Raw genomic sequence first — 22929 nt, 5'->3', positions numbered from 1 at the left:
GGTAGCCCCGGCGCAACCCTGATATTCGGATGGCCCGGGCCGAATAGGGTTGATCCGACCTTCGTGGCGGCTATGGTCGCGGCGAAACGAGGGATTTGCCTTGAGCTCTTCGCATTCAGCAGCGCCGATCGTCGGCATCGGCAGCGTCAAATTCGGCAACGATCTGCCGATCTCGATCATTGCGGGACCGTGCCAGCTCGAAAGCCGCCAGCACGCGCTGGAGGTGGCCTCCGCGCTCAAGGAGATCGCGGCGCGGCTGAACATTGGCCTTGTCTACAAGACCTCTTTCGACAAGGCCAACCGCACCAGCGCTTCGGCGGCGCGCGGCCTTGGGCTTTCGCAGTCGCTGCCGATCTTCGCCGAGATCCGCTCCTCGCTCGGCCTGCCTGTTCTGACCGACGTGCACGAGGTCACGCAATGCGCCGAGGTGGCGCAGGCCGTGGACGTCCTGCAGATTCCCGCCTTCCTGTGCCGGCAGACTGATCTGCTGCTCGCCGCGGCCGCGACCGGCAAGGTCGTCAACGTCAAGAAGGGGCAGTTCCTGGCGCCGTGGGATATGGCGAACGTGGTCGCGAAGATCACCAGCGCTGACAATCCCAACGTGCTCGTCACCGAGCGCGGGGTATCGTTCGGCTACAACACGCTGGTCTCTGACATGCGCGCGCTGCCGATCCTGGCGCGCACCACCGGTGCGCCCGTGATCTTCGATGCGACGCACTCGGTGCAGCAGCCGGGTGGGAAGGGGACCTCCTCGGGCGGCGAGCGCGAATTCGTCCCGGTGCTCGCACGCGCCGCGGTCGCGGTCGGCGTTGCCGGCGTCTTTATCGAGACCCATCCCGATCCCGACCGCGCGCCCTCGGACGGTCCCAACATGGTGCCGCTGCGCGAGTTCGAGGGACTGATCGCCAGGCTGATGGCATTCGACGCGCTCGCAAAGAATTCGCGCTGATGCAGCAAGGCGAGGCGCGGCCGCACGATCACGGCTTGCCGACGGCGCTCTACGTCATATCAGGCGCAAGCTTTGCCGCGGCCTTGTCGGCGCGCGCGCTCGATCCGGTGCTGCCGCACGTCGCCGAGGATTTTGGCGTCAGCATCGCGACTGCCGCCGGCTTTGCCGCGGTGTTCGCCTTCACCTTCTCGATCACCCAGCCGATCATCGGCGCTGCCGCCGATCTGTTCGGCAAGACGCGGCTGATGATCGGCTGCCTCGCGCTGCTCGGCCTCGCCAACATCCTGGGCGCATTCTCGACCTCGTTCTCCGTCCTGTTTGCGACCCGCGTCCTCGCCGGCATCGGCTCGGGCGGCGTGTTCCCGGTGGCGCTCAGTCTCACCAGCGACCTCGTCGGGCCCGAGAAGCGGCAGGTCGCGATCAGCCGCACGCTTGCCGGCGCCATGACCGGCAATCTGCTCGGCGCCTCGGCCTCCGGCCTGATCGGCGACTTTCTCGGCTGGCGCGGCGTGCTCGCGGTGCTCGGTGGGCTCGTGATCGTGGCATCGATCGCGGTCGCCGCCGGCTTTCGCGGCGCCAGGGTCAAGCATCCGCCGAAGACGAGCCTGTCGGCTCTGAAGGCCGGCTATCGGACCATCTTCACCAATCCGAACGCCTATGTCTGCTATTCCGCGGTGTTCATCGAAGGCTGCTGCGTGCTCGGCCTGTTTCCCTACATCGCCTCGTTCCTGTTCGAGCTTGGCCAGACCTCGCTCTCGATCGCGGGCCTCGTCATCGCGGGCTTTGCCGTCGGCGGCCTGTTCTACACGCTGACGGTGTCGCGGCTGCTGCCGTGGCTCGGCGTCAAGGGCATGATGATCGCAGGGATGACGCTGGTGGCCTCGCAGCTTGTCGCCGTCGCCTTTGGTCCACGCTGGGAGGTGCAGGCGCTGAATCTGATCGTGATGGGCTGGGGCTTCTACATCGCCCATGGCTGTCTTCAAGTCTTCGCCAGCGAACTGTCGATCGGGGCGCGGGCGACGGCGATGTCGCTGCATTCCTTCTTTTTCTTCATGGGGCAGACCGTGGGGCCAATCGCTTATGGCCTCGGTCTCCAGCATGGCGGCAAGCTTCCGACGCTGCTCGTGAGCGCCGCAATCATGGTGGTGCTGGGCCTGGTCTGCGCCCGGCTGCTCAGGCAGCGGGCACCGTCCGACGCGCTCGCCTGAGGGGGCGGCGACACGATGCATGTCCGGTTGGATCGCAGGACTCGGAAGGAGGCTAGCTCACGCAGCTCTTGCGATACTCGGCTGGCGTGACGTTCATATGTCTGCGGAAAATCCGATTGAGATGGCTTTGATCGGAAAATCCGCTCAAGAGCGCGATTTCCTTCAGGGCGAGCCGATCCTTGCGCAGATGTTGGCGGGCGCGCTCCAGCTTGCGGCTCAGGACATAGGCATGCGGCCGCATGCCATAGTGCACCTGGAACTTGCGCGCGAACTGCACCGGCGAGCAGTTGCAGATATTGGCTAGCTCCTCGAGCGTGATGTTCCTGGAGATGTTCTGTTCGACATAGTCCTCGATCAGCCTTGCATGCGCTGGCCTGAAGCGCCCCTGCGGACAGGGCAACTTGAACTCCACCGAGGCATATCTTCGCAAGATGTGCACGCTCGCCTGAAGTGCCAGCGCATCGTAGCAGAGCCGGCCGCCCGGACCGCCTTCGGACACTTCCTGCACCATCCGGTCGCCGATCCAGGTCAGCACCGGATCTTCGATCCTGAGCAGATCGTGGAGCTCGACGCTTCCTGAGTCGCGGTCGAATGCCTCGCTCGCGGTCTTCGTCATCAGGCTCGGCGAGATGTAGAAATGGCTGACTTCGAGGTCATTGCTCCAGCGCCAGCTCGAAGGCTCCGCACGTGTCAGCAGGGTTGTGACGCCACGTCCGACGTGATCCTGCTTCCAGCCGCCGGTCACGCGGCGGTTCATCGACGTTGCGCCTTCGCGATAGACGACGATCAGGAAATTCTCGGAAGGCGGCACCCAGATGTCGGATGGCGCATAGCGGAAGACGCGCAGCCGGAAGTCAGTCTTGCCCACCGCGGAACTGTCCAGCATCAATTGGCCGGGAGCGTAGTGTGGCAGCTCCTCGACCGTGATGAATTGGCCCATCGCGCGAGACTCCTTCCCTGATTCTAAGGCGCGGTTGACCGCTTCTGCTTCTCATTGGCCGAACGGCGGAGACGAGCATAGGCCGGTTTTGCCATTTGCCAAGCGAGCCGTCTGCCAAACTGCAGTCCCGGCAAGGGAGCCTGCGGCTTCGTTCAAAGAATTGTCCGATTTGTTCAAGCTCCAGCCGCCGGAATACTCATAGCTTTTCTCCCATCCCGTACTGACGGGATCAACAATGACGCGCTGCACCACCATTCCATCGCATGACGGGTGGGGAAGGTCGTGCGCACTCAAAAATCACCGAGGAGGAAAAAATGGCGGAAGCCCTGACCAAATCCAATGGAAGCAACGGTTCGCATGGAACAGCGAGGTTCGATGCCGTGGTTATCGGAGCCGGGGTCGCCGGGCTCTATCAACTCTATCGTCTGCGCGAGCAGGGATTGAGCGTCAGGGGGATCGACGCCGCGGCAGGCGTCGGCGGCACCTGGTATTGGAATCGATATCCCGGCGCGCGTTTCGACTCCGAGGCCTACATCTATCAGTATCTTTTCTCCGAGGAGCTCTATCAGGGTTGGAGCTGGAGCGAGAAGTTTCCGGGCCAGCCCGAAATCGAACGCTGGATGAACTACGTCGCCGACCGTCTCGATCTGCGCAAGGACATCCAGTTCAGCACGACGGTCAAGAGCGCGCATTTCAACGAGGCCACGCAGCGCTGGCTGGTCACGACCGACCGGGGCGACGTGATCGACACCCAGTTTCTAGTCGCCTGCTGCGGCATGCTGTCGGCTCCCTACGTGTCGTTTCCGGGGCAGGAGACCTTCAAGGGGCAGTTGTTCCACACGGCGCGCTGGCCGAAGCAGCCTGTCGACCTCACAGGCAAGCGCGTCGGAGTCGTCGGCAACGGTGCGACCGGCATCCAGGTCATCCAGACGATCGGCGGCGATGTCGGCCATCTCAAGGTGTTCGTCCGCACGCCGCAATACATCATCCCGATGAAGAATCCGAAATTCGGAGCCGCGGATGTCGAGGACTACAAGTCGAGGTTCAAGTCGCTCACTGAACGCCTGCCGCGCACTTTCACCGGCTTCGAATACGATTTCGAGCACGCCTGGGCAGACCTCACGCCGGAGCGCCGCCGCGCGGTGATCGAGGCTTGCTGGAATGACGGTTCGCTGAAGCTATGGATATCCTCGTTCGCCGAGCTGTTCTTCGACCCAGTGGTCAATGCCGAGATCTCCGAATTCGTGCGCGAGAAGATGCGCGAGCGGCTCGGGGACCCGAAGCTGTGCGATGCGTTGATTCCTGCCGAATATGGGTTCGGAACGCACCGTGTACCGCTGGAGCAGAACTTCCTCGAGGTCTTCCATCGTCCCAACGTCGAGATCGTCGGCGTCAAGAGCAATCCGATCGATCGCGTGACGCCCACGGGTATTCAGACCGCTGACGGTACCGTTCATGAGTTGGATATCATTATCCTTGCAACTGGCTTCGACGCCGGCACCGGTGCCTTGACGCGCATCGATATCAGGGGCCGCGGCGGTCGATCGCTGAGCGAGGACTGGGGCAGGGATATCCGCACCACGATGGGCCTGCAGGTTCACGGCTATCCCAACCTGTTCACGACCGCCGTTCCGCTCGCTCCGTCGGCGGCGCTGTGCAACATGACCACGTGCCTGCAGCAGCAGGTCGAATGGATCGATGACTGCATCAAGTACATGCGCAGCAAGGATCTGACGGTGGTCGAGCCGACAAAGGACGCCCAGGACAGCTGGGTGGCCCATCACGACGAGATCGCGAACGCGACGCTGATCGCGAAAACCAATTCCTGGTACCTGGGCTCGAACGTCGAAGGCAAGCCGCGCCGCGTCTTGTCGTACTGCGGTGGCGTCGGCGCGTATCGGCAGAAGTGCGATGAGGTCGCTATGAACGGTTACGAGGGCTTCGCGATGCAATGAGCGCTCGCGACGCGAGCATCGATCACATCAATCAATCCAGCACGGGAAGGACGATCATGACCATGAATTTTGGCGCGACGGCAGATGCCGTTCTCGATGGCGTCGTCACATCCACGCCGCGCGTGCCCGGCGTTGTCGCAATGGTGACGGACCGCCGGCGCAAGATCTATGAAGGCGCGGCTGGCAAACGCCGGCTCGATCAGCCGGCGGACATGTCCACCGACAGTGTCTTTGCCCTTTTCTCCACGACCAAGGCGATTACCGGCACGGCCGTTCTGCAGCTCGTCGAGGAGGGCAAGCTCGATCTCGATGCGCCCGCGAAGCGCTACGAGGACGAGATCGGAAAGCTGCAGGTGATCGAGGGCTTCGATGCGGCGGGCGAGCCGATCCTGCGGGCACCGAAGCGCGATATTACCACGCGCATGCTGATGACCCACACTGCGGGCCTGAGCTACGATTTCATCAATCACACCTATAATCGACTGGCCCAGGAGAAGGGGCAGCCCAGCGTGATCACCGCGACCAAGGCCTGCCTGATGACCCCGCTGCTGTTCGATCCTGGCGAGCGCTGGGACTATGGGACAAACCTCGACTGGTGCGGCCAGATCGTCGAGGCCATCACGGGCAAGCGACTCGGTGAAGTCTTCAAGACGCGCATCTTCGAACCGCTCGGGATCAAGGACATGAGCTTCGAGCTGACCGACGCGATGCGCCAGAAACTGGCCGGCATCCACGCGCGAAACGCCGACGGGTCGCTGACGCCGATGGATTTCGAGCTTCCGGCAAAGCCCGAAGTCCATATGGGCGGCCACGGCCTGTACGGCACGGTCGGCGACTACATGCGTTTTATCCGCATGTGGCTGAACGACGGGGCTGGCGAGCACGGCCGCGTGCTGAAAGCTGAAACTGTCCGGATGGCGGAAAAGAACCATCTGGGCAACACGAAGGTGACGCCAATCACGGGCGTGATCCCGTCGTTGTGCAATGACGCGGAGTTTTTTCCGGGCCAATCCAAATCCTGGGCGCTGAGCTTCATGATCAACGACGAGGAGGCCCCGACGGGACGTCCCGCCGGCGCGCTGGGCTGGGCCGGGCTTGCCAACCTGTTCTACTGGATCGATCGGCAGAACAACGTCGGCGGGGTCTGGGCCACCCAGATTCTGCCCTTCGGCGATCCGACGTCCTTCATCGGTTATATGAATTTCGAGACGGCGTTCTACCAAAGCCTGAGGCAGCGCCTGGCAAGCTAAGACCACGATGCGAGAGCGGCCTCGTCGCTGTCGGCCGAGGCCGTTTTCTCTCGATGTCCAAACGTGACCGAGCTATGTCTTAGGCCCGGTCCCTCACCATGACACCGCGGCGGTCGTATACATGGCACACGAATTGCTTTTATTCAGGGCAACTCGAGGTGTGACATCGTGGACGCCCAGCCGATCCGTTTGCTCAGTCCAGCCGAAGCGGCCCGGTCGACCGGATATCCCGCCAAGCCGCCGCTGCGGCGTTTCCTGAGCGACTGCTACGAGGAATTCAGGACGGACAATTCCGGCGAGCTCGCCGACTACATTCCCGAGCTGACGCGCGCCGATCCCAGCCACTTCGGCATCGCGCTCGTCACGATCGACGGGCACGTCTACGAGGTCGGCGAGAGCGACGTGCCCTTCACGATCCAGTCGGTGTCCAAAGCTTTCGTCTTTGCTCTGGCGCTGGAGATGGTTGGCGAGGCGCGAGTCTCGGCCACCATTGGAGTCGAGCCGAGCGGCGAGGCCTTCAACTCGATCCGACTCACCAGCGACAACCGCCCCTTCAATCCGATGGTCAATGCCGGCGCGATCGCCTGCTCGGGCCTGATCTATGAGGTGGAGGGGAAGGGGGCCTTCGAGCGCGTGCGCGCCAAGCTCAGCCAGTTCGCAGGCCGCGAGCTCGGTGTCGACGAGGCCGTGCATGCCTCGGAGACGGCGACCGGCAACCGCAACCGGGCGATTGCCTGGCTGCTGCGAAACTATGCGGTGCTGCCGGATGACGTCGATGCCGTGCTTGACGTCTATTTCCGCCAATGCGCCATCCTGGTGACTGCACGCGATCTCGCGGTGATGGCGGCAACGCTCGCCAACCGCGGCATCAATCCCGTGACAGGCGTGCAGGTGATCACCCCGCACATCGTCGCCCGGACACTGTCGGTCATGACGAGTTCGGGCATGTACGACTATGCCGGCGAGTGGACCTATCGCGTCGGCATTCCCGCCAAGAGCGGCGTTGGCGGCGGCATCGTTGCGGCGTTGCCGTCGCAGCTCGGCCTCGGCACCTTCTCGCCGCTGCTCGACAATCATTTCAACAGCGTCCGCGGCCTCAAGGTCTGCGAGGCGCTGTCGGAGCGGTTCGACCTGCACATGCTCAACCGCAACGCCGACGTCCGCACCAGCATCATGGCGGATTACGACGTCTACGGCATCTCCTCGCGCCGCAGCCGCCAGCCGCACGAGCAGCAGATCCTCGACGAGCGCCACAGCGACATCCGCGTGCTCGAGCTGGTCGGCGCGATGAATTTCGGCACCATCGACTATGTCACGCGAAGGCTCGTCGAAGAGCCACCCAACGCGCCGCTGCTCATCATCGACTTCCGCCGCGTCCCCGACATCACCACCGCCGGTGCCGAGTTGCTGGGCGAGACGCTGGGCGCGCTCGGCAATGCCGGTGTCACCGCCATCCTGTCCGGCTTCGAGGCGACGTCGGCGGTGTGGACCGCAATCGCGGCGCGCACCGCTGAGCCGCGCCGGTTGCGGCGCTTTGCACTGCTGGACGACGCCGTCGAATGGGCCGAGGATCAGGTGATCTACCGCTTCGGCGGCTTCACCGACGTGAAAGAAGGCGCGCATCTTCACGAACAGGCGCTGCTTGCCGAGCTTGACGCCGACGAGATCGCCGCCATCGTCAAGTTGTCGACCACGCGGCATTACGTTGCCGGCCACCGCATCGTCGCCGCCGGCCAGCCCGCCAATTCGCTGTTCTTTCTCCAGAGCGGCATGGTCAGCGTGAAGCTGCCGAGCGGCGTGCGGCTCGCGTCTCTCGGTCCCGGCATGGAGTTCGGCGAGATGGCTATCCTGGAGCAAAGCCGCAGCGCCGACGTTTTCGCGGACACGCCCGTCACCTGCCTCGAACTGCCGCTCGACAGCTTTGCCGACTACCGCCGGCTGCACCCGGAGACGTCGCTGAAAATCATGCGCAACCTCGCCGCCATCCTAGCGCGGCGGCTCGTCGCCGCCAACACTAAGGTCGATCTCCTGAGCGCTTATTAGCCCCGCCCGCGATAGGGCGCGACGCCTTGCTCGGGCACCCACAGGCCCTTTGGCACGCGGCCGGTCTGCCAGAACACGTCGATCGGGATGCCGCCGCGCGGATACCAGTAGCCGCCGATGCGCAGCCATTTCGGCTTGATCTCGGATGCGATGCGCTTGCCGATCATCACGGTGCAGTCCTCGTGGAAGCCGCCGTGGTTGCGGAAGCTCGCGATGTAGAGCTTGAGCGACTTCGATTCCAGCAACCACGCGCCCGGCGCGTAGTCGATCATCAGATGGGCGAAATCCGGCTGGCCGGTGACCGGGCAGAGCGAGGTGAATTCCGGCACGGTGAAACGCACCAGATAGTCGGTGCCCTTTTGCGGATTGGGCACGCGGTCGAGCTGGGCATCTTCCGGTGTGTGCGGCCACTCGACCGCACGGCCGAGCTGAAGGGATTTTTTCGCCATCGTCGTTGGATCCTGTTTCGGACGCCGGGATGGACGCAATCGCGGCCGCCGTCAACCGGCGGCGATCGTCTGGATCATGACGATGCGGTCGTTGCCGGATTCACAGCCCCAGAGCTCACCCGGCCGCCCGTCGAGCTGGCGCACATTGGCATTGGCCTTGTCGCTCGCGAAGACATTGAATTTCTCAGTCGCGGGATCGAAACGCACGATGGCGTTGGCAGAGAAGTCGGTCAGCCAGACCTTGTCCTTGTCGTCGACGAAGACGGCGTAGGCGCGGGGGCGCTCGCCCGGCAGCTTCCAGGTCTTCCACGACCCGTCGGCGGGGTCGTGCGCCGAGACATGGCCGCTGTTCCACTCGCTGACCCAGATCCGGCCCCTCGAGTCCGACCACACACGCCGTGATCCATGGCCCGGTGTCGGCGGCGCGACCACGCTGGCGCTGCCGCTCGCCAAATCGATCCTGGCGATATAGCTGCCGGCGAGCGAGGCGTACCAGATGTCGCCCTTGGGCGTCACCGTGATGCCATAGGGGCCGACACCCCCCGGCGCCCTGAACACATTCATTTCGCCGGATTTCGGCGCGAGGCGGCCGTAATAGCCGGACTGGCCGGTGAACCAGTAGGTGCCTTGCTTGTCGAACACGCCGGTATTGAGATTGGCGGACGCGAACTTTTCCGGCAGGCGGAACAGCGTGACCTTGAGGTCGGAGGGGTCGACCCGCGCGATCGCGTTCTGGCCGCCCTCGGTGATCCAGGGCGCTCCATCGGGGCCGATGGTCACGCCATGCGGAGCGGCGCCCTGACCGAGACTGACCGTCTTGAAACTGCCATCCCGGGGATCGAGTCTCCCGAGCAGGCCCTTGCCCTGCGCCGTGAACCAGATCGAACCGTCAGGGGCGGGCGTGAGATCGTGCAGGCCCATGCCGGCACTGATCGGGAAGTATTTCGTCCGGAACGGGCCCTCCTGGGCCAAACCCGGGCGGATCACGAACAGGGCGGTACTGGAGGCAAGAAACTGGCGGCGATTCATGGCGTTACCCCGACTGCCTGGGATTGAGGATGCACGCGCTGACCCGGTGTCTCGAGCTTAATCCCGGCGACTTCAGGCGTCAGTCGAAGGGCCACCCTCAAGCGTTCACATTTGCTTGCGGCCCGTGTAAGACCCGCGGCGAACCGATCAAACCCAACGAACGGAAGTGCACATGACCGCCATCATTGACATCATCGGCCGTGAAATCCTCGACAGCCGGGGCAATCCCACCGTCGAGGTCGATGTCGTGTTGGAAGATGGCGCGCTCGGCCGTGCCGCGGTGCCGTCGGGCGCCTCGACCGGCGCCCATGAGGCGGTGGAGCTGCGCGACGGCGACAAGGCCCGCTATCTCGGCAAGGGTGTCACCAAGGCGGTCGGCGCCGTCAACGGCGAGATCTTCGAAGCCCTCAGCGGCCTCGATGTCGAGCAGCAGGCGCAGATCGACCAGATCATGATCGACCTCGACGGTACGCCGAACAAGAGCCGGCTGGGCGCCAACGCCATCCTCGGCGTGTCGCTGGCCTGCGCCAAGGCGGCCGCGAACTCGCTCGACATGCCGCTCTATCGTTACGTCGGTGGCACCTCGGCCCGCCTGCTGCCGGTGCCGATGATGAACATCATCAATGGCGGCGTGCATGCCGACAACCCGATCGACTTCCAGGAATTCATGATCCTGCCCGTCGGCGCATCCTCCTTCGCCGAGGGCCTGCGCTATGGCGCGGAAGTCTTCCACACGCTGAAGTCGGAGCTGAAGAAGGCCGGCCACAACACCAATGTCGGCGATGAGGGCGGCTTCGCCCCGAACCTGCCGTCGGCGGATGCCGCGCTCGACTTCGTCATGAATGCGATCGGCAAGGCCGGCTTCAAGGCGGGCACCGACATCATGCTCGGCCTCGACTGCGCCTCGACCGAGTTCTTCAAGGACGGCAAGTACGTTTACGAGGGCGAGGGCAAGACCCGTTCGATCTCCGAGCAGGCCAAATACCTTGCCGACCTCGTCTCGCGTTATCCGATCGTGACCATCGAGGATGGCATGTCGGAAGACGACATGGACGGCTGGAAGGAGCTGACCGACCTGATCGGCAAGAAGTGCCAGCTGGTCGGCGACGACCTGTTCGTCACCAACGTCAAGCGCCTCGCCGAAGGTATCAAGACCGGCCGCGCCAACTCGATCCTGATCAAGGTCAACCAGATCGGCACGCTGACCGAGACGCTCGCCGCCGTCGAGATGGCACACAAGGCCGGCTACACCTCGGTGATGTCACACCGTTCCGGCGAGACCGAGGATTCCACCATCGCCGACCTCGCGGTCGCCACCAATTGCGGTCAGATCAAGACCGGCTCCCTTGCACGTTCCGACCGCACCGCCAAATACAATCAGCTCCTGCGCATCGAGCAGCAGCTCGGAAAGCAGGCGCTCTACGGCGGCAAGGCTGCATTGAAGGCGCTGGCATAAGCCAGCGCCTGGGCTCGCGAAAAGGCGGGACAGGGGAGGATCGACATGAGCGACGGCACGTCCGGACTGCAACTGCGTTCACTGCTCAAGAAGAGCGGCGAGCTGGAATTGTCCCTCGTGAACATCCCGACGCCGGAGCCGGCCGAGGACGAGGTCGTGGTCCGGGTCGAGGCGACGCCGATCAACCCCTCCGACCTCGGCCTCCTGATCGGGCCCGCCGACATGTCGGCCGCCAAGGCGTCCGGCACCAAGGAGATGCCGGTCATCACCGCGACAATGCCGGAGGCTGCGATGCGGATGATGGCGGCCCGGTTCGATCAGTCGCTGCCGGTCGGCAACGAGGGCGCCGGCACGGTGATCCGGACCGGATCGTCGGACGCGGCCAAGGCCCTGATGGGCAAGACGGTGTCGATGATCGGCGGCGCGATGTACACGCAGTACCGCGTGCTGAAGGTCCGCGACGTCATGGAGCTGCCGGCGGGCACCACGGCCGCCGACGGTGCGTCCTGGTTCGTCAATCCGCTGACCGCGCTCGGTATGACCGAGACGATGCGGCGTGAGAACCACAAGGCGCTCGTGCATACGGCCGCAGCGTCCAATCTCGGCCAGATGCTCAACAAGATCTGCATCAAGGACGGCATCGGCCTCGTCAACATCGTCAGGAGCAAGGAGCAGGCCGATATCCTGCACAAGATCGGCGCCAAGCACGTCGTGAATTCCAGCGCGCCTGATTTCACCGACCAACTCACCAATGCGTTGGTCGAGACCGGCGCCACGATCGCGTTCGATGCCATCGGCGGCGGCAAGCTGGCCAGCCAGATCCTGACCGCCATGGAAGTTGCGGCCAACAAGACCGCGAAGGAATACAGCCGCTACGGCTCCAACGTGTACAAGCAGGTCTATATCTACGGCAGCCTGGACAACCGTCCAACCGAGTTGAGCCGGTCGTTCGGTCTCACCTGGGGGGTCGGCGGCTGGCTGCTGACCCCGTTCCTGCAGAAGATCGGTCCAGCCGAGATCGGCCGCCTGCGTCAGCGCGTCGCGTCCGAGCTCAAGACCACCTTCGCCAGCCACTACACCAAGGTGGTGTCGCTGGCCGAGGTGCTCGATCCCGCCAACATCGCGGTGTACGCCAAACGCGCTACCGGCGAAAAATTCCTCATCAACCCAAATAAATAATCGCGATCTGCGACGGCAGGTCACCGAGCGAAGGTCTTGCCTTCTGAGCGAAGCGGGAGATTATTCCGCCGCCAGTGAATGCGGAAAACCGCAAGGGCTCAGAAGGGGACCTCTCCATGACCGATCTCAATCGCCGTCACCTGCTTGCAGGCGCCGCTGCCGTCGGCGCGGCCGTCATTACCGGCCTTCGTCCGGCCACCGTCAATGCCGCAGTGCCGCAAGCCGGGACGCAGGCACCAGGCTTCTATCGCTACAAGGTCGGCAGCTTCGAGTGCACCTCGATCAATGACGGTGCGCGCACCTTCCCGATGCCCGACAAGTTCGTCGCCAACAAACCGAAGGAAGAAGCTCTGGCCGCGGGCGAGGCGGCCTACATGCCGAAGGGCATGGTCACGGTGCCGTTCAATCCGCAGCTCATCAACACCGGCTCCAAGCTCGTCCTGATCGATACTGGCAACGGCATCGCCAATCTTGAGCCGAGCAAGGGCGCGGTCGGCCGCACCCTACAGAACCTTCAGGCCGCCGGCGTCGATCCGAAGAACATCGACGTCGTGCTGCTCTCGCATCTGCATCCCGATCACACCAACGGCATTCGCCTTGCCGACGGCGCGCTGGCATTCCCCAATGCCGAGATCATGGTGCCGGGCAAGGACTGGGAGTTCTGGACCAGCGAGGACAACGCAGGCAAGGCCGAGTCCAATCCGATGATGAAGAGCTACTTCGCCAACGTGAAGAAGACCTTCGCCGGCCTGGAGTCCAAAGTCACCAAATACGAGTGGGGCAAGGAGGTCGCGCCGGGCATCCCCTCGATCGCGACCCCGGGCCACACGCCGGGCCATACCTCGTTCGCGGTCGCCTCCGGCGATGCCAAGGTGCTGATACAGTCCGACGTCACCAACATTCCGGAATTCTTCCTGCGCAATCCGGACTGGCACGTGATGTTCGACAACGATGCCGCGATGGCGCAGGAGACGCGCCACAAGTTCTACGACATGGCGGCGGCGGAGAAGGCGACCGTGATCGGCTTCCACTTCACGTTTCCGTCGGTCGGCCATGTCGAGAAGGACGGCGCGAAATATCGCCTGATCCCGTCGGCGTGGAATCCGACGATCTGACCTGAATTGGACATTTTGCACGAAAGGTCGGGCCGCCGCTTTGGCGGCCCGATTGTTTTGGGACAACCATCTGCTTTCGCGAAACGCTGCGTTTCCAAATCAATCCGGTTCATGCACTTGCATCAAATGGTCCGGGTCGTTTAAGTGCCATGCGGCACTTTCCTCTCAAGGTCTCAAGGACAACCATGGCCTACAACATCGTCGTTATCGCCGGCAGCCTGCGCAAGGAGAGCTTTTCGCTCAAGATCGCCAACGCGCTCGCCAAGCTCGCTCCAGATACGCTCAAGCTTGAGGTCATCACGCCGGCGGGCATCTCGTTCTTCAATCAGGATCTTGAGGGGGCGCCGCCCGCGGACTGGCTGGCCTTCCGCGACAAGCTGCAGAAATCGAACGGCGTCCTGTTCGTCACCCCCGAATATAATCGCTCGATCCCGGGCGTCCTCAAGAATGCGATCGACGTCGCTTCGCGCCCCTACGGCAAGAGCTCGTTCCTCGGCAAGCCGGTCGGCATCATCTCGAACTCGCCGGGTCCGCTCGGCGGCGTCAGCGCGGCCAAGCACCTGCAGAACATCCTGCCGGGCATTTCCGGTCCGCTGCTCCAGCAGCCGGAAATCTACCTCAACGGCGTCGGCGATGCCTTCGATGCCGAGGGCAACCTGACCAAGGACTCCCTGAAGACGGTGCTGCAGCAATACATCGACGCCTTCGCCGCGCACGTCGCGAAGAACCAGGGCTGAGGCGGAGTGACCCGCGGCCACGCTTGAGGTCCTCATCCTGAGGAGACCGCGAAGCGGTCGTCTCGAAGGATGGCCGTGGGCGCAACATGGGCCTTCATGGTTCGAGACGGCGCTTCGCGCCTCCTCACCATGAGGGTCTGATAGCGCGGCGCGCGGTGGGGGCGAGTTAGCACTCCCTTAACCAACCTGTCCCATCTTCCCAGGATGGTCTCCCGCGCCCGCCTGAAATCGATCCTGACCGGACTTGCCCTCTACGCGATGGCGGCCGCCATCGTCGGCTATTTCGGCGTCAACGCCTATACCGGCAAATACGGCCTCAACGCCCGCCAGGAACTCGACCAGGAGATCATCGCGCTGACCAGCGAGCTGGCCCAGCTCAAGCGTGAGCGGGCCAGGAGCGAGCAGCGGGTGTCGCTGCTGCGGTCCCAGCGGATCGACCCCGACATGCTGGACGAGCGGGCCCGCTTCCAGCTCGACTACGTCAATCCGCGCGATCTCGTTCGGATGATTCCGGCGAACTAGCGCTTTCCGCAGTTTTCGAAACCGACATCGAAAGCCGCCGCCGAAATCCGATCGGCACGCCGTCGGCTCCTGCGAAGGTCGTAATCCCAAGGCCGGGCGGCCGCCTTGACGGCGGCCCCGCGACGGGCTCATGGCTTCTGTGGCAGTCGCCGAAGTTGACGCAGATCAAACGGGCGGCACCGGCACGTCCTAGTCTGCTATCCGGAGGAAACCGTGATGAATGGGCCAATGCCCCGGCATCACGCGGCCCGTGTCGAGGCCGCGATCGCGTCAGGTCAGGCGGCACGATCCGCGCTTGTGGCCTCGTGGTGTCGTTCGTCCAGATTGCATCATCTCGATCCTGTCGGCCACACCTCGCCGATGCGGCTAACCGAAGCCGAGCTGCACCAGGCGCGCGAACGGATCGCGCCGCTGCTGATCGCCGCACAAGGCGCGATGGACCGGCTCTATCAGGCCGTCGGCGCGAGCGGCTGCTGCGTGCTGCTCGCCGATGGCGAGGGCGTGCCAGTCGATCGCCGCGGCACGGCGGCGGATGACGCGACGTTTCAGTCCTGGGGGCTGTGGACCGGTGCGCTCTGGAGCGAAGAGCACGAAGGCACCAACGGCATCGGCACCTGCCTCGTGGAGCAGCGTCCGCTGACGATCGACCGCGACCAGCATTTTTTTGCCCGCAACACGCTTCTGAGCTGCACCGCCGTTCCGATCTACGACCATGAGGCGGCGCTGGCGGGCGTGCTCGACGTCTCCTCCTGCCGCGCCGACCGGACCGATGCGTTTTCCAGTCTGATTGCGCTCGCGACGGGGGAGGCCGCCAAGCGTATCGAAGCCGATCTGTTCCGCAGGGCCTTCGCTCATGCTCGCATCGTGCTGACGCAAAGCGCAGACGGCCAATGCGGAGGTCTCGTCGCGGTCGATGCGGACGATCTCGTGATCGGCGCAACCCGCTCCGCCCGGCTGGCGCTCGGAATTGCCCCCGGCCGGGCGTTGCAGCCGGTGCCCGCAGCCGATCTGCTCGGCGGCGATGCCGCGCGCGACCATCTTGTCAGCGGGCAGCGCGCGGTGGTGCAGCGGGCGCTGCTCCGCGCCGGCGGCAACGTCTCGGCCGCCGCCAAGGCCCTCGGCGTCAGCCGCGCCACGCTGCACAGGAAGCTCAAGCGGTTCGAGCTGAACCACTAGGCCGCGCGATCTCCTCAATCGTCATTGCGATGCGGCTCCGGCGCGCGTGCATCTCGGGCTCGTGCCCCGGACACTGCGCAGCGCGTCGCCGTTGTGACGTGGTGGATACCTCGCCCACGACTGTCGCAGAACTGCGACAGGTCGGCCCCGCCATCGCTCCCCTCAGGGCTGACAGAAATCGTCTCCCGCATCATCGTCCGCGCAAGTCGCGGATCACGCGACGGCTTGCGCAAACAGCAAACATTGGGAGTGATCAATGAACAAGGTGGAATTCCTCAGCGTCACCAAAGTTCCCTTTGCCGAACGCTATGACAATTTCATCGGCGGCAAATTCGTCGCGCCGGTCTCCGGCAAATATTTCGACAATGCCTCGCCGGTGAACGGCCAGATCGTCTGCAAGATCGCGCGGTCCGACGCGCAGGACGTCGAGCTGGCGCTCGATGCGGCGCATGCCGCCAAGGCGGCCTGGGGCCGCACCAGCGTCGCCGAGCGGGCCGCGATCCTGAACCGGATCGCCGATCGCATGGAAGAGAATCTCGAGCGCCTCGCCATCGCCGAGCCCTGGGACAACGGCAAGCCGATCCGTGAGACCCGCGCCGCCGACATCCCGCTCGCCATCGATCACTTCCGCTATTTCGCCGGCGTCGTGCGCGCCCAGGAAGGCTCGATCGGCGAGATCGACCACGACACCATCGCCTATCATTTCCACGAGCCGCTCGGCGTGGTCGGCCAGATCATTCCGTGGAACTTCCCGTTGCTGATGGCCTGCTGGAAGCTCGCACCTGCGCTCGCCGCCGGCAATTGCGTGGTGCTCAAGCCCGCCGAGCAGACCCCGGCCTCGATCATGGTCTGGGCCGAGATCATCGCCGATATCCTGCCGCCCGGCGTGCTCAACATCGTCAACGGCTTCGGCCTCGAGGCCGGCAAGCCGCTGGCCTCGAGCCCGCGCATCGCCAAGATCGCCTTCACCGGCGAGACCACGACGGGCCGGCTGATCATGCAATATGCCAGCCAGAACCTCATCCCGGTGACGCTGGAGCTCGGCGGCAAGTCGCCGAACATCTTCTTCAAGGACGTCACCGCCGAGGACGACGATTTCCTGGACAAGGCGATCGAAGGCTTCGTCATGTTCGCACTGAACCAGGGCGAGGTCTGCACCTGTCCGAGCCGGGCGCTGGTTCACGCCGACATCTATGACCGCTTCATGGAGCGGGCACTGAAGCGCGTCGCGGCGATCAAGCAGGGTGACCCGCGCGATGCCACCACCATGATCGGCGCCCAGGCCTCCGGCGAGCAACTGGCGAAGATCCTGTCCTACATCGACATCGGCAAGCAGGAGGGCGCCAAGGTGCTCGCGGGTGGCGGACGCGCCGAGCTCGGGGGGGATCTCGCCGGCGGCTTCTACGTCAAGCCGACCGTGTTCGAGGGGCACAACAAGATGCGGATCTTCCAGGAGGAGATCTTCGGCCCCGTGGTCTCGGTCACGACCTTCAAGACTGACGAGGAGGCGCTCGAGATCGCCAACGACACGCTCTACGGCCTGGGTGCCGGCGTCTGGAGCCGCGATGCCAACCGCTGCTATCGCTTCGGCCGGGCGATCCAGGCCGGCCGGGTCTGGACCAACTGCTACCATGCCTATCCCGCGCACGCGGCGTTCGGCGGCTACAAGCAGTCAGGCGTCGGTCGCGAGACCCACAAGATGATGCTCGATCATTATCAGCAGACCAAGAACCTGCTGGTCAGCTACAGCCCGAAGAAGCTCGGCTTCTTCTGATCGGCGGTGGGAGAGGGCGGCGCCGTGTTCGGCGCCGTCCGTCCCAAAGGCGGTGATCGGCATGGTCAATAGTTCTTGATCCGGTCCGGAATCCGCACACGCGGGTGATGCATAGATTTGTTGCCCGATCGGCGCCAAAGATTTTCCAATATTTCGATCACGTTGCAGTGCGGCATAATGAAAGTCGTGGCATGTCGCCGCGGTGCTTTCCAAGGGCGTTTGACTTGGGTTAGAGAGGGCGAAAGTTTTCTCTGACCCGGAATTCCCATGGCCGCACCCAAGAAAGCCGCCGCAAGCACTCCACAGGACAAGACCGACGGCGGCTCGCCTCCGGAATTCACGAGGGAACAGGAGCTCAAGGCGCTCCGCGACATGCTCCTGATCCGGCGGTTCGAGGAAAAGGCCGGCCAGCTCTACGGCATGGGTGCGATCGGCGGCTTCTGCCACCTCTATATCGGCCAGGAAGCCGTGGTTGTCGGCATGCAGATGGCCCTGAAGCCGGGTGATCAGGTGATCACCGGCTATCGCGACCATGGCCACATGCTCGCCACCGGCATGGACGCCAACGGCGTCATGGCCGAGCTCACGGGGCGTCGCGGCGGCTATTCCAAGGGCAAGGGCGGCTCCATGCACATGTTCAGCAAGGAGAAGCACTTTTACGGCGGTCACGGCATCGTCGGCGCCCAGGTCTCGCTCGGCACCGGTCTCGCCTTCGCCAATCACTATCGCGGCAATGACAATGTCAGCGTCACCTATTTCGGCGACGGCGCGGCCAATCAGGGCCAGGTCTATGAGAGCTTCAACATGGCGGAGCTCTGGAAGCTGCCGGTGATCTACGTCATCGAGAACAACCGCTACGCCATGGGCACAGCGGTCTCGCGCGCCTCGGCGCAGCAGGATTTCTCCAAGCGCGGCGTGTCCTTCAACATCCCGGGCAAGCAGGTCGACGGCATGGACGTTCGCGCCGTCAAGGCTGCGGGCGAGGAGGCGGCGGCCTGGTGCCGTGCCGGCAAGGGTCCCTACATCCTGGAGATGCAGACCTACCGCTATCGCGGCCATTCGATGTCCGACCCTGCAAAATATCGCACACGAGAGGAGGTCGAGAAGGTCCGCCATGACCAGGACCCGATCGAGCAGGTGCGTAATCGCCTCTTGGCCGCGAAGGTCAGCGAGCAGGATTTGAAGGCGATCGACGCCGAGGTGCGTGACATCGTCAACGCGTCCGCCGATTTCGCCCAGCATGATCCCGAGCCGGACGCCGCCGAGCTCTGGACCGACGTTTACCGCTGAACGCGCGCTAGCTTTCTTTTGGAGAAGATATGCCAATTCAAGTGCTGATGCCCGCGTTGTCGCCCACGATGGAAAAGGGCAACCTCGCCAAATGGCTGAAGAAAGAGGGCGAGACGATCAAATCCGGCGACGTCATCGCCGAGATCGAGACCGACAAGGCGACCATGGAGGTCGAGGCGACCGACGAGGGCACTCTCGGCAAGATCCTGATCCCCGAGGGGACCGCCGATGTCGCCGTGAACACGCCGATCGCGACCATTTTGGCGGATGGCGAAAGCGCCGCGGATCTCGCGAAGGCGCCTGCGCCGGCCGCGCAGAAGGCTGCCGAGTCAGCGCCGCCCGCCGCGGCGAAGGCCGAGGCGCCAGCGCCCAAGGCCGCTCCTGCGCCGCAGGCCGTCGCCGAGCCCGATCCGGAAGTGCCTGAAGGCACCGAGATGGTGACGCAGACCATCCGTGAAGCCTTGCGCGACGCCATGGCCGAAGAAATGCGCCGCGACGCCGACGTCTTCGTGATGGGCGAAGAGGTCGCCGAATATCAGGGCGCCTACAAGGTGACCCAGGGCCTGCTGCAGGAGTTCGGTGCCAAGCGCGTCATCGACACCCCGATTACCGAGCACGGCTTTGCCGGGGTCGGCGTCGGCGCCGCGATGACGGGGCTCAAGCCCGTCGTGGAGTTCATGACCTTCAACTTCGCCATGCAGGCGATCGACCAGATCATCAACTCGGCGGCGAAGACGCTCTACATGTCCGGCGGCCAGATGGGCTGCTCGATCGTATTCCGCGGGCCCAACGGCGCCGCCGCACGTGTCGCCGCCCAGCACAGCCAGGATTACTCGTCCTGGTACTCCCACATTCCGGGCCTCAAGGTCGTCGCGCCGTATTCGGCGGCCGATGCCAAGGGGCTTTTGAAGGCCGCGATCCGCGATCCCAATCCGGTGATCTTCCTCGAGAACGAGGTGCTCTACGGCCACACCGGCGAGGTGCCGAAGCTCGACGATTTCATCATCCCGATCGGCAAGGCCCGCATCGTGCGCTCCGGCAGCCATGTCACGATCATCTCCTGGTCGAACGGCATGACCTACGCGCTGAAGGCGGCCGACGAGCTTGCCAAGGACGGGATCGAGGCCGAGGTGATCGATCTGCGCACGCTGCGGCCGATGGACACCGAGACCATCATCAACTCCGTCAAGAAGACCGGGCGCGCCGTCACTGTGGAAGAGGGCTGGGCCCAGAGCGGCGTCGGCGCCGAGATCGCCGCGCGCATCATGGAGAACGCCTTCGATTATCTGGACGCGCCGGTCGCGCGCGTCTCCGGCAAGGACGTGCCGATGCCCTATGCCGCCAACCTGGAGAAGCTCGCGCTGCCCTCGGCGGCGGAAGTCGTCGAGGCCGCCAAAGCCGTCTGCTACAGGTAGACCATGGCGGGGCCCAAGGAGCAGCCACTTCCGCCCGATGTCATGACCCGCGACGACGCGGTCGAGATCCTGCGCGTCTTCGTGCTGGATGGCGGGCTGTCGATGGCGTTCCAGCGCGCCTTCGAGGAGCCCGACATGTGGGGCCTGTTGCTCGTCGATCTCGCCCGCCACGCCGCGCGCGCCTATGCACGCGAGAGCGAATACACCGAGGAGGACGCCCTGAACCGGATCCTGGAGATGTTCCAAGCCGAGATCGAGCGCCCAACCGACACCGGCACGACGACGCCGAGCGGCAAGGGACACTGACCGTGGCCATCGAAGCCCATCATTACGATCTGATGCTTGAGGCGATCCGCGAGGCGGAGGCTTCGATCGCGCAAGGCGGCCTGCCGATCGGCGCGGTGCTGACGCGCGATAACAAGATCATCGCCCGCGGTCACAACAACCGCGTGCAAGAGAACAATCCGATCCTGCATGGCGAGATGAGCTGCCTGCGCGAGGCCGGCGCGATCTCGTTCCACGACACGGTCATGTACACCACGCTGTCGCCATGCTCGATGTGTGCCGGCGCACTCGCGCTGTTCAAGGTCAAGCTCGTGGTGATCGGAGAGTCCGTCACCTTCGAGGGCTCCAAGGACATCCTCGACAAGTTCGGCATCCCCTGGATCGACCTTGCCGACCAGCGCTCCATCACCATGATGAAGAATTGGCGTTCCATCCCTGCCAATGAGCGCCTGTGGCAGGGCGACATCGGCAACTAAACCTGGTCTGTTCGTCTTCGGTTGTCGAAGACGACGTTTTGAGAAGTTCTTCGTGAGGTCAGCATGCCCATCAACATCCTGATGCCCGCTCTCTCGCCGACGATGGAGAAGGGCAACCTCGCCAAGTGGCTGAAGAAGGAAGGCGACAAGGTCAAATCTGGCGACGTCATCGCCGAGATCGAGACCGACAAGGCGACCATGGAGGTCGAGGCCATCGACGAGGGCACGATCGCCAAGATCCTGGTGCCCGAGGGCACGCAGGATGTGCCGGTCAACGACGTGATCGCCGTGCTCGCCGGCGAGGGTGAGGATGTGAAGGCCGCAGGTAGCGCCAAGCCCAGCGCCTCGGCCGCGCCGCCGAAAGCTGCTGAAGCACCCGCTGCTGCCCCGGCGGCCGCGCCAGCGCCGGCTGCACCCAAGGCCCCGCCGCCCGCCGCAGCACCTGCGCCGCAGCCCGCGGCTCCGGCCGCGCAGGCCAACGGTCATGGCGGCCGCGTGTTCTCGTCGCCGCTGGCGCGGCGTCTCGCCAAGGAAGCCGGCATCGATGTCGGCATGGTCACCGGCACCGGCCCGCACGGCCGCGTGGTCGCGCGCGACGTCGAGCAGGCCAAATCCGGCAAGGGTCTCAAGGCACCCGCCGCGGCCCCGTCGGGCGCGCCCGCGATCGCGCCGACCATGTCGGACAAGCAGATCCTGTCGCTGTTCGAGCCGGGCTCCTACGACATCGTCCCGCATGACGGCATGCGCCGCACGATTGCCCAACGTTTGACTGCGTCGATCCAGAACGTCCCGCACTTCTACCTGACCATCGACTGCGACATCGGCAAGCTGCTCGCCGCGCGCGAGGAGATCAATGCCGCGGCTCCGAAGGACAAGGAAAAGAAGCCGCTCTACAAGATCTCGGTCAACGACTTCGTCATCAAGGCGATGGCGGTGGCGCTGCAGAAGATTCCGAATTGCAATGTGAGCTGGACCGAAAGCGGCATGGTCAAGCATCACCATTCCGACGTCGGTGTTGCCGTGGCGATGCCGGGCGGCCTGATCACGCCGATCATCCGCAAGGCCGAGACCAAGACGCTCTCCACCATCTCCAACGAGATGAAGGATTTTGCCGCGCGCGCACGGTCCCGCAAATTGAAGCCCGAGGAATATCAGGGTGGCACCACGGCGGTCTCCAACCTCGGCATGTACGGCATCAGCCACTTCACCGCCGTGATCACCCCGCCGCATGCGACCATCCTCGCGGTCGGCACCAGCGAGGAACGCCCCGTCGTGCGCGGCGGCAAGATCGAGATCGCGCACATGATGAGCGTGACCCTGTCCTGCGATCACCGCGCCATTGACGGCGCGCTCGGAGCCGAGCTGATCGGCGCCTTCAAGCAGCTGATCGAAAACCCTGTGATGATGATGGTCTGACGCGGCGGCAGAGGGGGCAACCTTGCATGTCCGGACCCGCTGGCCATGGATATCGCTGCTGTTCGGCGCCGTCGTCGCGCTCAACCCGATTGGGCTCGACTTTCTTCACTCTGCGTTCTTTGCCGGAGAGCAACTGGCACGGAACATCGCTCAGCCGATCGTGCTCACCGCGCTGGCCGTCATGGTCCTGGCGGTGATGCTCGAATGGTTGGTGAGATCTTTTCTGGTCAAGCGCCGCGCCCGCGGCGCCTCTTGAGTTGAACGG

The 22929-nt window shown here is 64.3% G+C and carries 21 protein-coding genes; 18 read left to right on the top strand and 3 right to left on the bottom strand.

Features of this window, described 5'->3' with window-relative positions; translation table 11 throughout:
• The first annotated feature begins 100 nt into the window (after positions 1-100).
• Both kdsA and X268_RS16490 read left to right on the top strand, forming a co-directional pair.
• Positions 101-949: a 3-deoxy-8-phosphooctulonate synthase gene (gene kdsA / locus X268_RS16495; RefSeq protein WP_128925922.1), complete on the top strand. Its 849-nt coding sequence runs from the start codon at positions 101-103 to the stop codon at positions 947-949.
• Entirely contained in the window at positions 949-2157 is a 1209-nt protein-coding gene (locus X268_RS16490; protein WP_128925921.1) for an MFS transporter, read from the top strand. The genes kdsA and X268_RS16490 overlap by 1 nt, the downstream gene beginning before the upstream one ends.
• A 52-nt stretch (positions 2158-2209) precedes the next feature.
• Here X268_RS16490 and X268_RS16485 read toward each other — a convergent pair whose 3' ends face one another.
• Positions 2210-3097 (bottom strand): helix-turn-helix domain-containing protein, encoded by an 888-nt coding sequence (locus X268_RS16485; protein WP_128925920.1) that lies wholly within the window; start codon positions 3095-3097, stop codon positions 2210-2212.
• 314 nt (positions 3098-3411) lie between these two features.
• Between X268_RS16485 and X268_RS16480 the strand changes: the two genes are divergently transcribed.
• From X268_RS16480 to glsA, 3 genes are all read left to right on the top strand, one after another.
• Complete coding sequence (locus tag X268_RS16480) at positions 3412-5052, top strand: flavin-containing monooxygenase (RefSeq protein WP_128925919.1); 1641 nt, start codon at positions 3412-3414, stop codon at positions 5050-5052.
• A gap of 56 nt (positions 5053-5108) precedes the next feature.
• Positions 5109-6302 carry a methyl acetate hydrolase AcmB gene (acmB, locus tag X268_RS16475; RefSeq protein ID WP_128925918.1) on the top strand — a complete coding sequence of 398 codons (1194 nt, stop codon included), beginning with the start codon at positions 5109-5111 and terminating at the stop codon, positions 6300-6302.
• A gap of 168 nt (positions 6303-6470) precedes the next feature.
• A complete protein-coding gene (glsA, locus tag X268_RS16470; RefSeq protein WP_128925917.1) occupies positions 6471-8345 on the top strand; it encodes a glutaminase A in 1875 nt (624 codons plus the stop codon).
• On the opposite strand, the gene queF is transcribed toward glsA, so the two are convergent.
• Together queF and X268_RS16460 are read right to left on the bottom strand one after the other, a co-directional pair.
• On the bottom strand, positions 8342-8794 hold the full coding sequence (gene queF, locus X268_RS16465; RefSeq protein ID WP_128925916.1) for a preQ(1) synthase: 453 nt from the start codon (positions 8792-8794) through the stop codon (positions 8342-8344). The genes glsA and queF overlap by 4 nt on opposite strands.
• A 51-nt stretch (positions 8795-8845) precedes the next feature.
• The gene (locus tag X268_RS16460) at positions 8846-9823 is read right to left on the bottom strand and encodes a Vgb family protein (protein WP_128925915.1); all 978 of its coding nucleotides are present in this window, start codon (positions 9821-9823) and stop codon (positions 8846-8848) included.
• Between the two features lie 172 nt (positions 9824-9995).
• Here X268_RS16460 and eno point away from each other — a divergent pair, with 172 nt between their 5' ends.
• From eno to X268_RS16395, 13 genes are all read left to right on the top strand, one after another.
• A complete protein-coding gene (eno, locus tag X268_RS16455; RefSeq protein ID WP_128925914.1) occupies positions 9996-11279 on the top strand; it encodes a phosphopyruvate hydratase in 1284 nt (427 codons plus the stop codon).
• 45 nt (positions 11280-11324) lie between these two features.
• Complete coding sequence (locus tag X268_RS16450; protein WP_128925913.1) at positions 11325-12458, top strand: zinc-binding dehydrogenase; 1134 nt, start codon at positions 11325-11327, stop codon at positions 12456-12458.
• A 116-nt stretch (positions 12459-12574) separates the two neighbouring features.
• Positions 12575-13573: an MBL fold metallo-hydrolase gene (locus X268_RS16445; protein WP_128925912.1), complete on the top strand. Its 999-nt coding sequence runs from the start codon at positions 12575-12577 to the stop codon at positions 13571-13573.
• A gap of 185 nt (positions 13574-13758) precedes the next feature.
• Entirely contained in the window at positions 13759-14310 is a 552-nt protein-coding gene (locus X268_RS16440) for an NADPH-dependent FMN reductase (RefSeq protein WP_128925911.1), read from the top strand.
• A 204-nt stretch (positions 14311-14514) separates the two neighbouring features.
• Positions 14515-14832 (top strand): FtsB family cell division protein, encoded by a 318-nt coding sequence (locus tag X268_RS16435; protein ID WP_128925910.1) that lies wholly within the window; start codon positions 14515-14517, stop codon positions 14830-14832.
• Positions 14833-15048: 216 nt separating this feature from the next.
• Positions 15049-16008 carry a helix-turn-helix domain-containing protein gene (locus X268_RS16430; RefSeq protein WP_164937768.1) on the top strand — a complete coding sequence of 320 codons (960 nt, stop codon included), beginning with the start codon at positions 15049-15051 and terminating at the stop codon, positions 16006-16008.
• Between the two features lie 256 nt (positions 16009-16264).
• Positions 16265-17782, top strand: a complete 1518-nt coding sequence (gene adh, locus X268_RS16425; protein WP_128925908.1) for an aldehyde dehydrogenase — start codon at positions 16265-16267, stop codon at positions 17780-17782.
• 267 nt (positions 17783-18049) lie between these two features.
• The gene (gene pdhA / locus X268_RS16420) at positions 18050-19072 is read left to right on the top strand and encodes a pyruvate dehydrogenase (acetyl-transferring) E1 component subunit alpha (RefSeq protein ID WP_128925907.1); all 1023 of its coding nucleotides are present in this window, start codon (positions 18050-18052) and stop codon (positions 19070-19072) included.
• A 29-nt stretch (positions 19073-19101) separates the two neighbouring features.
• Positions 19102-20487 (top strand): pyruvate dehydrogenase complex E1 component subunit beta, encoded by a 1386-nt coding sequence (locus X268_RS16415; RefSeq protein WP_128925906.1) that lies wholly within the window; start codon positions 19102-19104, stop codon positions 20485-20487.
• 3 nt (positions 20488-20490) lie between these two features.
• Positions 20491-20793 (top strand): DUF5076 domain-containing protein, encoded by a 303-nt coding sequence (locus X268_RS16410; protein WP_128925905.1) that lies wholly within the window; start codon positions 20491-20493, stop codon positions 20791-20793.
• A gap of 2 nt (positions 20794-20795) precedes the next feature.
• Positions 20796-21248, top strand: coding sequence for a nucleoside deaminase (locus X268_RS16405; RefSeq protein ID WP_128925904.1), 453 nt, complete (start codon positions 20796-20798; stop codon positions 21246-21248).
• Positions 21249-21311: 63 nt separating this feature from the next.
• On the top strand, positions 21312-22664 hold the full coding sequence (locus X268_RS16400) for a pyruvate dehydrogenase complex dihydrolipoamide acetyltransferase (RefSeq protein WP_128925903.1): 1353 nt from the start codon (positions 21312-21314) through the stop codon (positions 22662-22664).
• A 22-nt stretch (positions 22665-22686) separates the two neighbouring features.
• Positions 22687-22920, top strand: coding sequence for a hypothetical protein (locus tag X268_RS16395; protein WP_128925902.1), 234 nt, complete (start codon positions 22687-22689; stop codon positions 22918-22920).
• The last annotated feature ends 9 nt before the right edge of the window (positions 22921-22929 follow it).

Origin of the sequence: Bradyrhizobium guangxiense (genome assembly GCF_004114915.1) — a bacterium.
In the GTDB taxonomy this organism is placed as follows: Bacteria; Pseudomonadota; Alphaproteobacteria; order Rhizobiales; family Xanthobacteraceae; genus Bradyrhizobium; species Bradyrhizobium guangxiense.
Note: the sequence above shows the minus strand (reverse complement) of the source record. Positions and strands in the feature narration are given on the sequence as shown.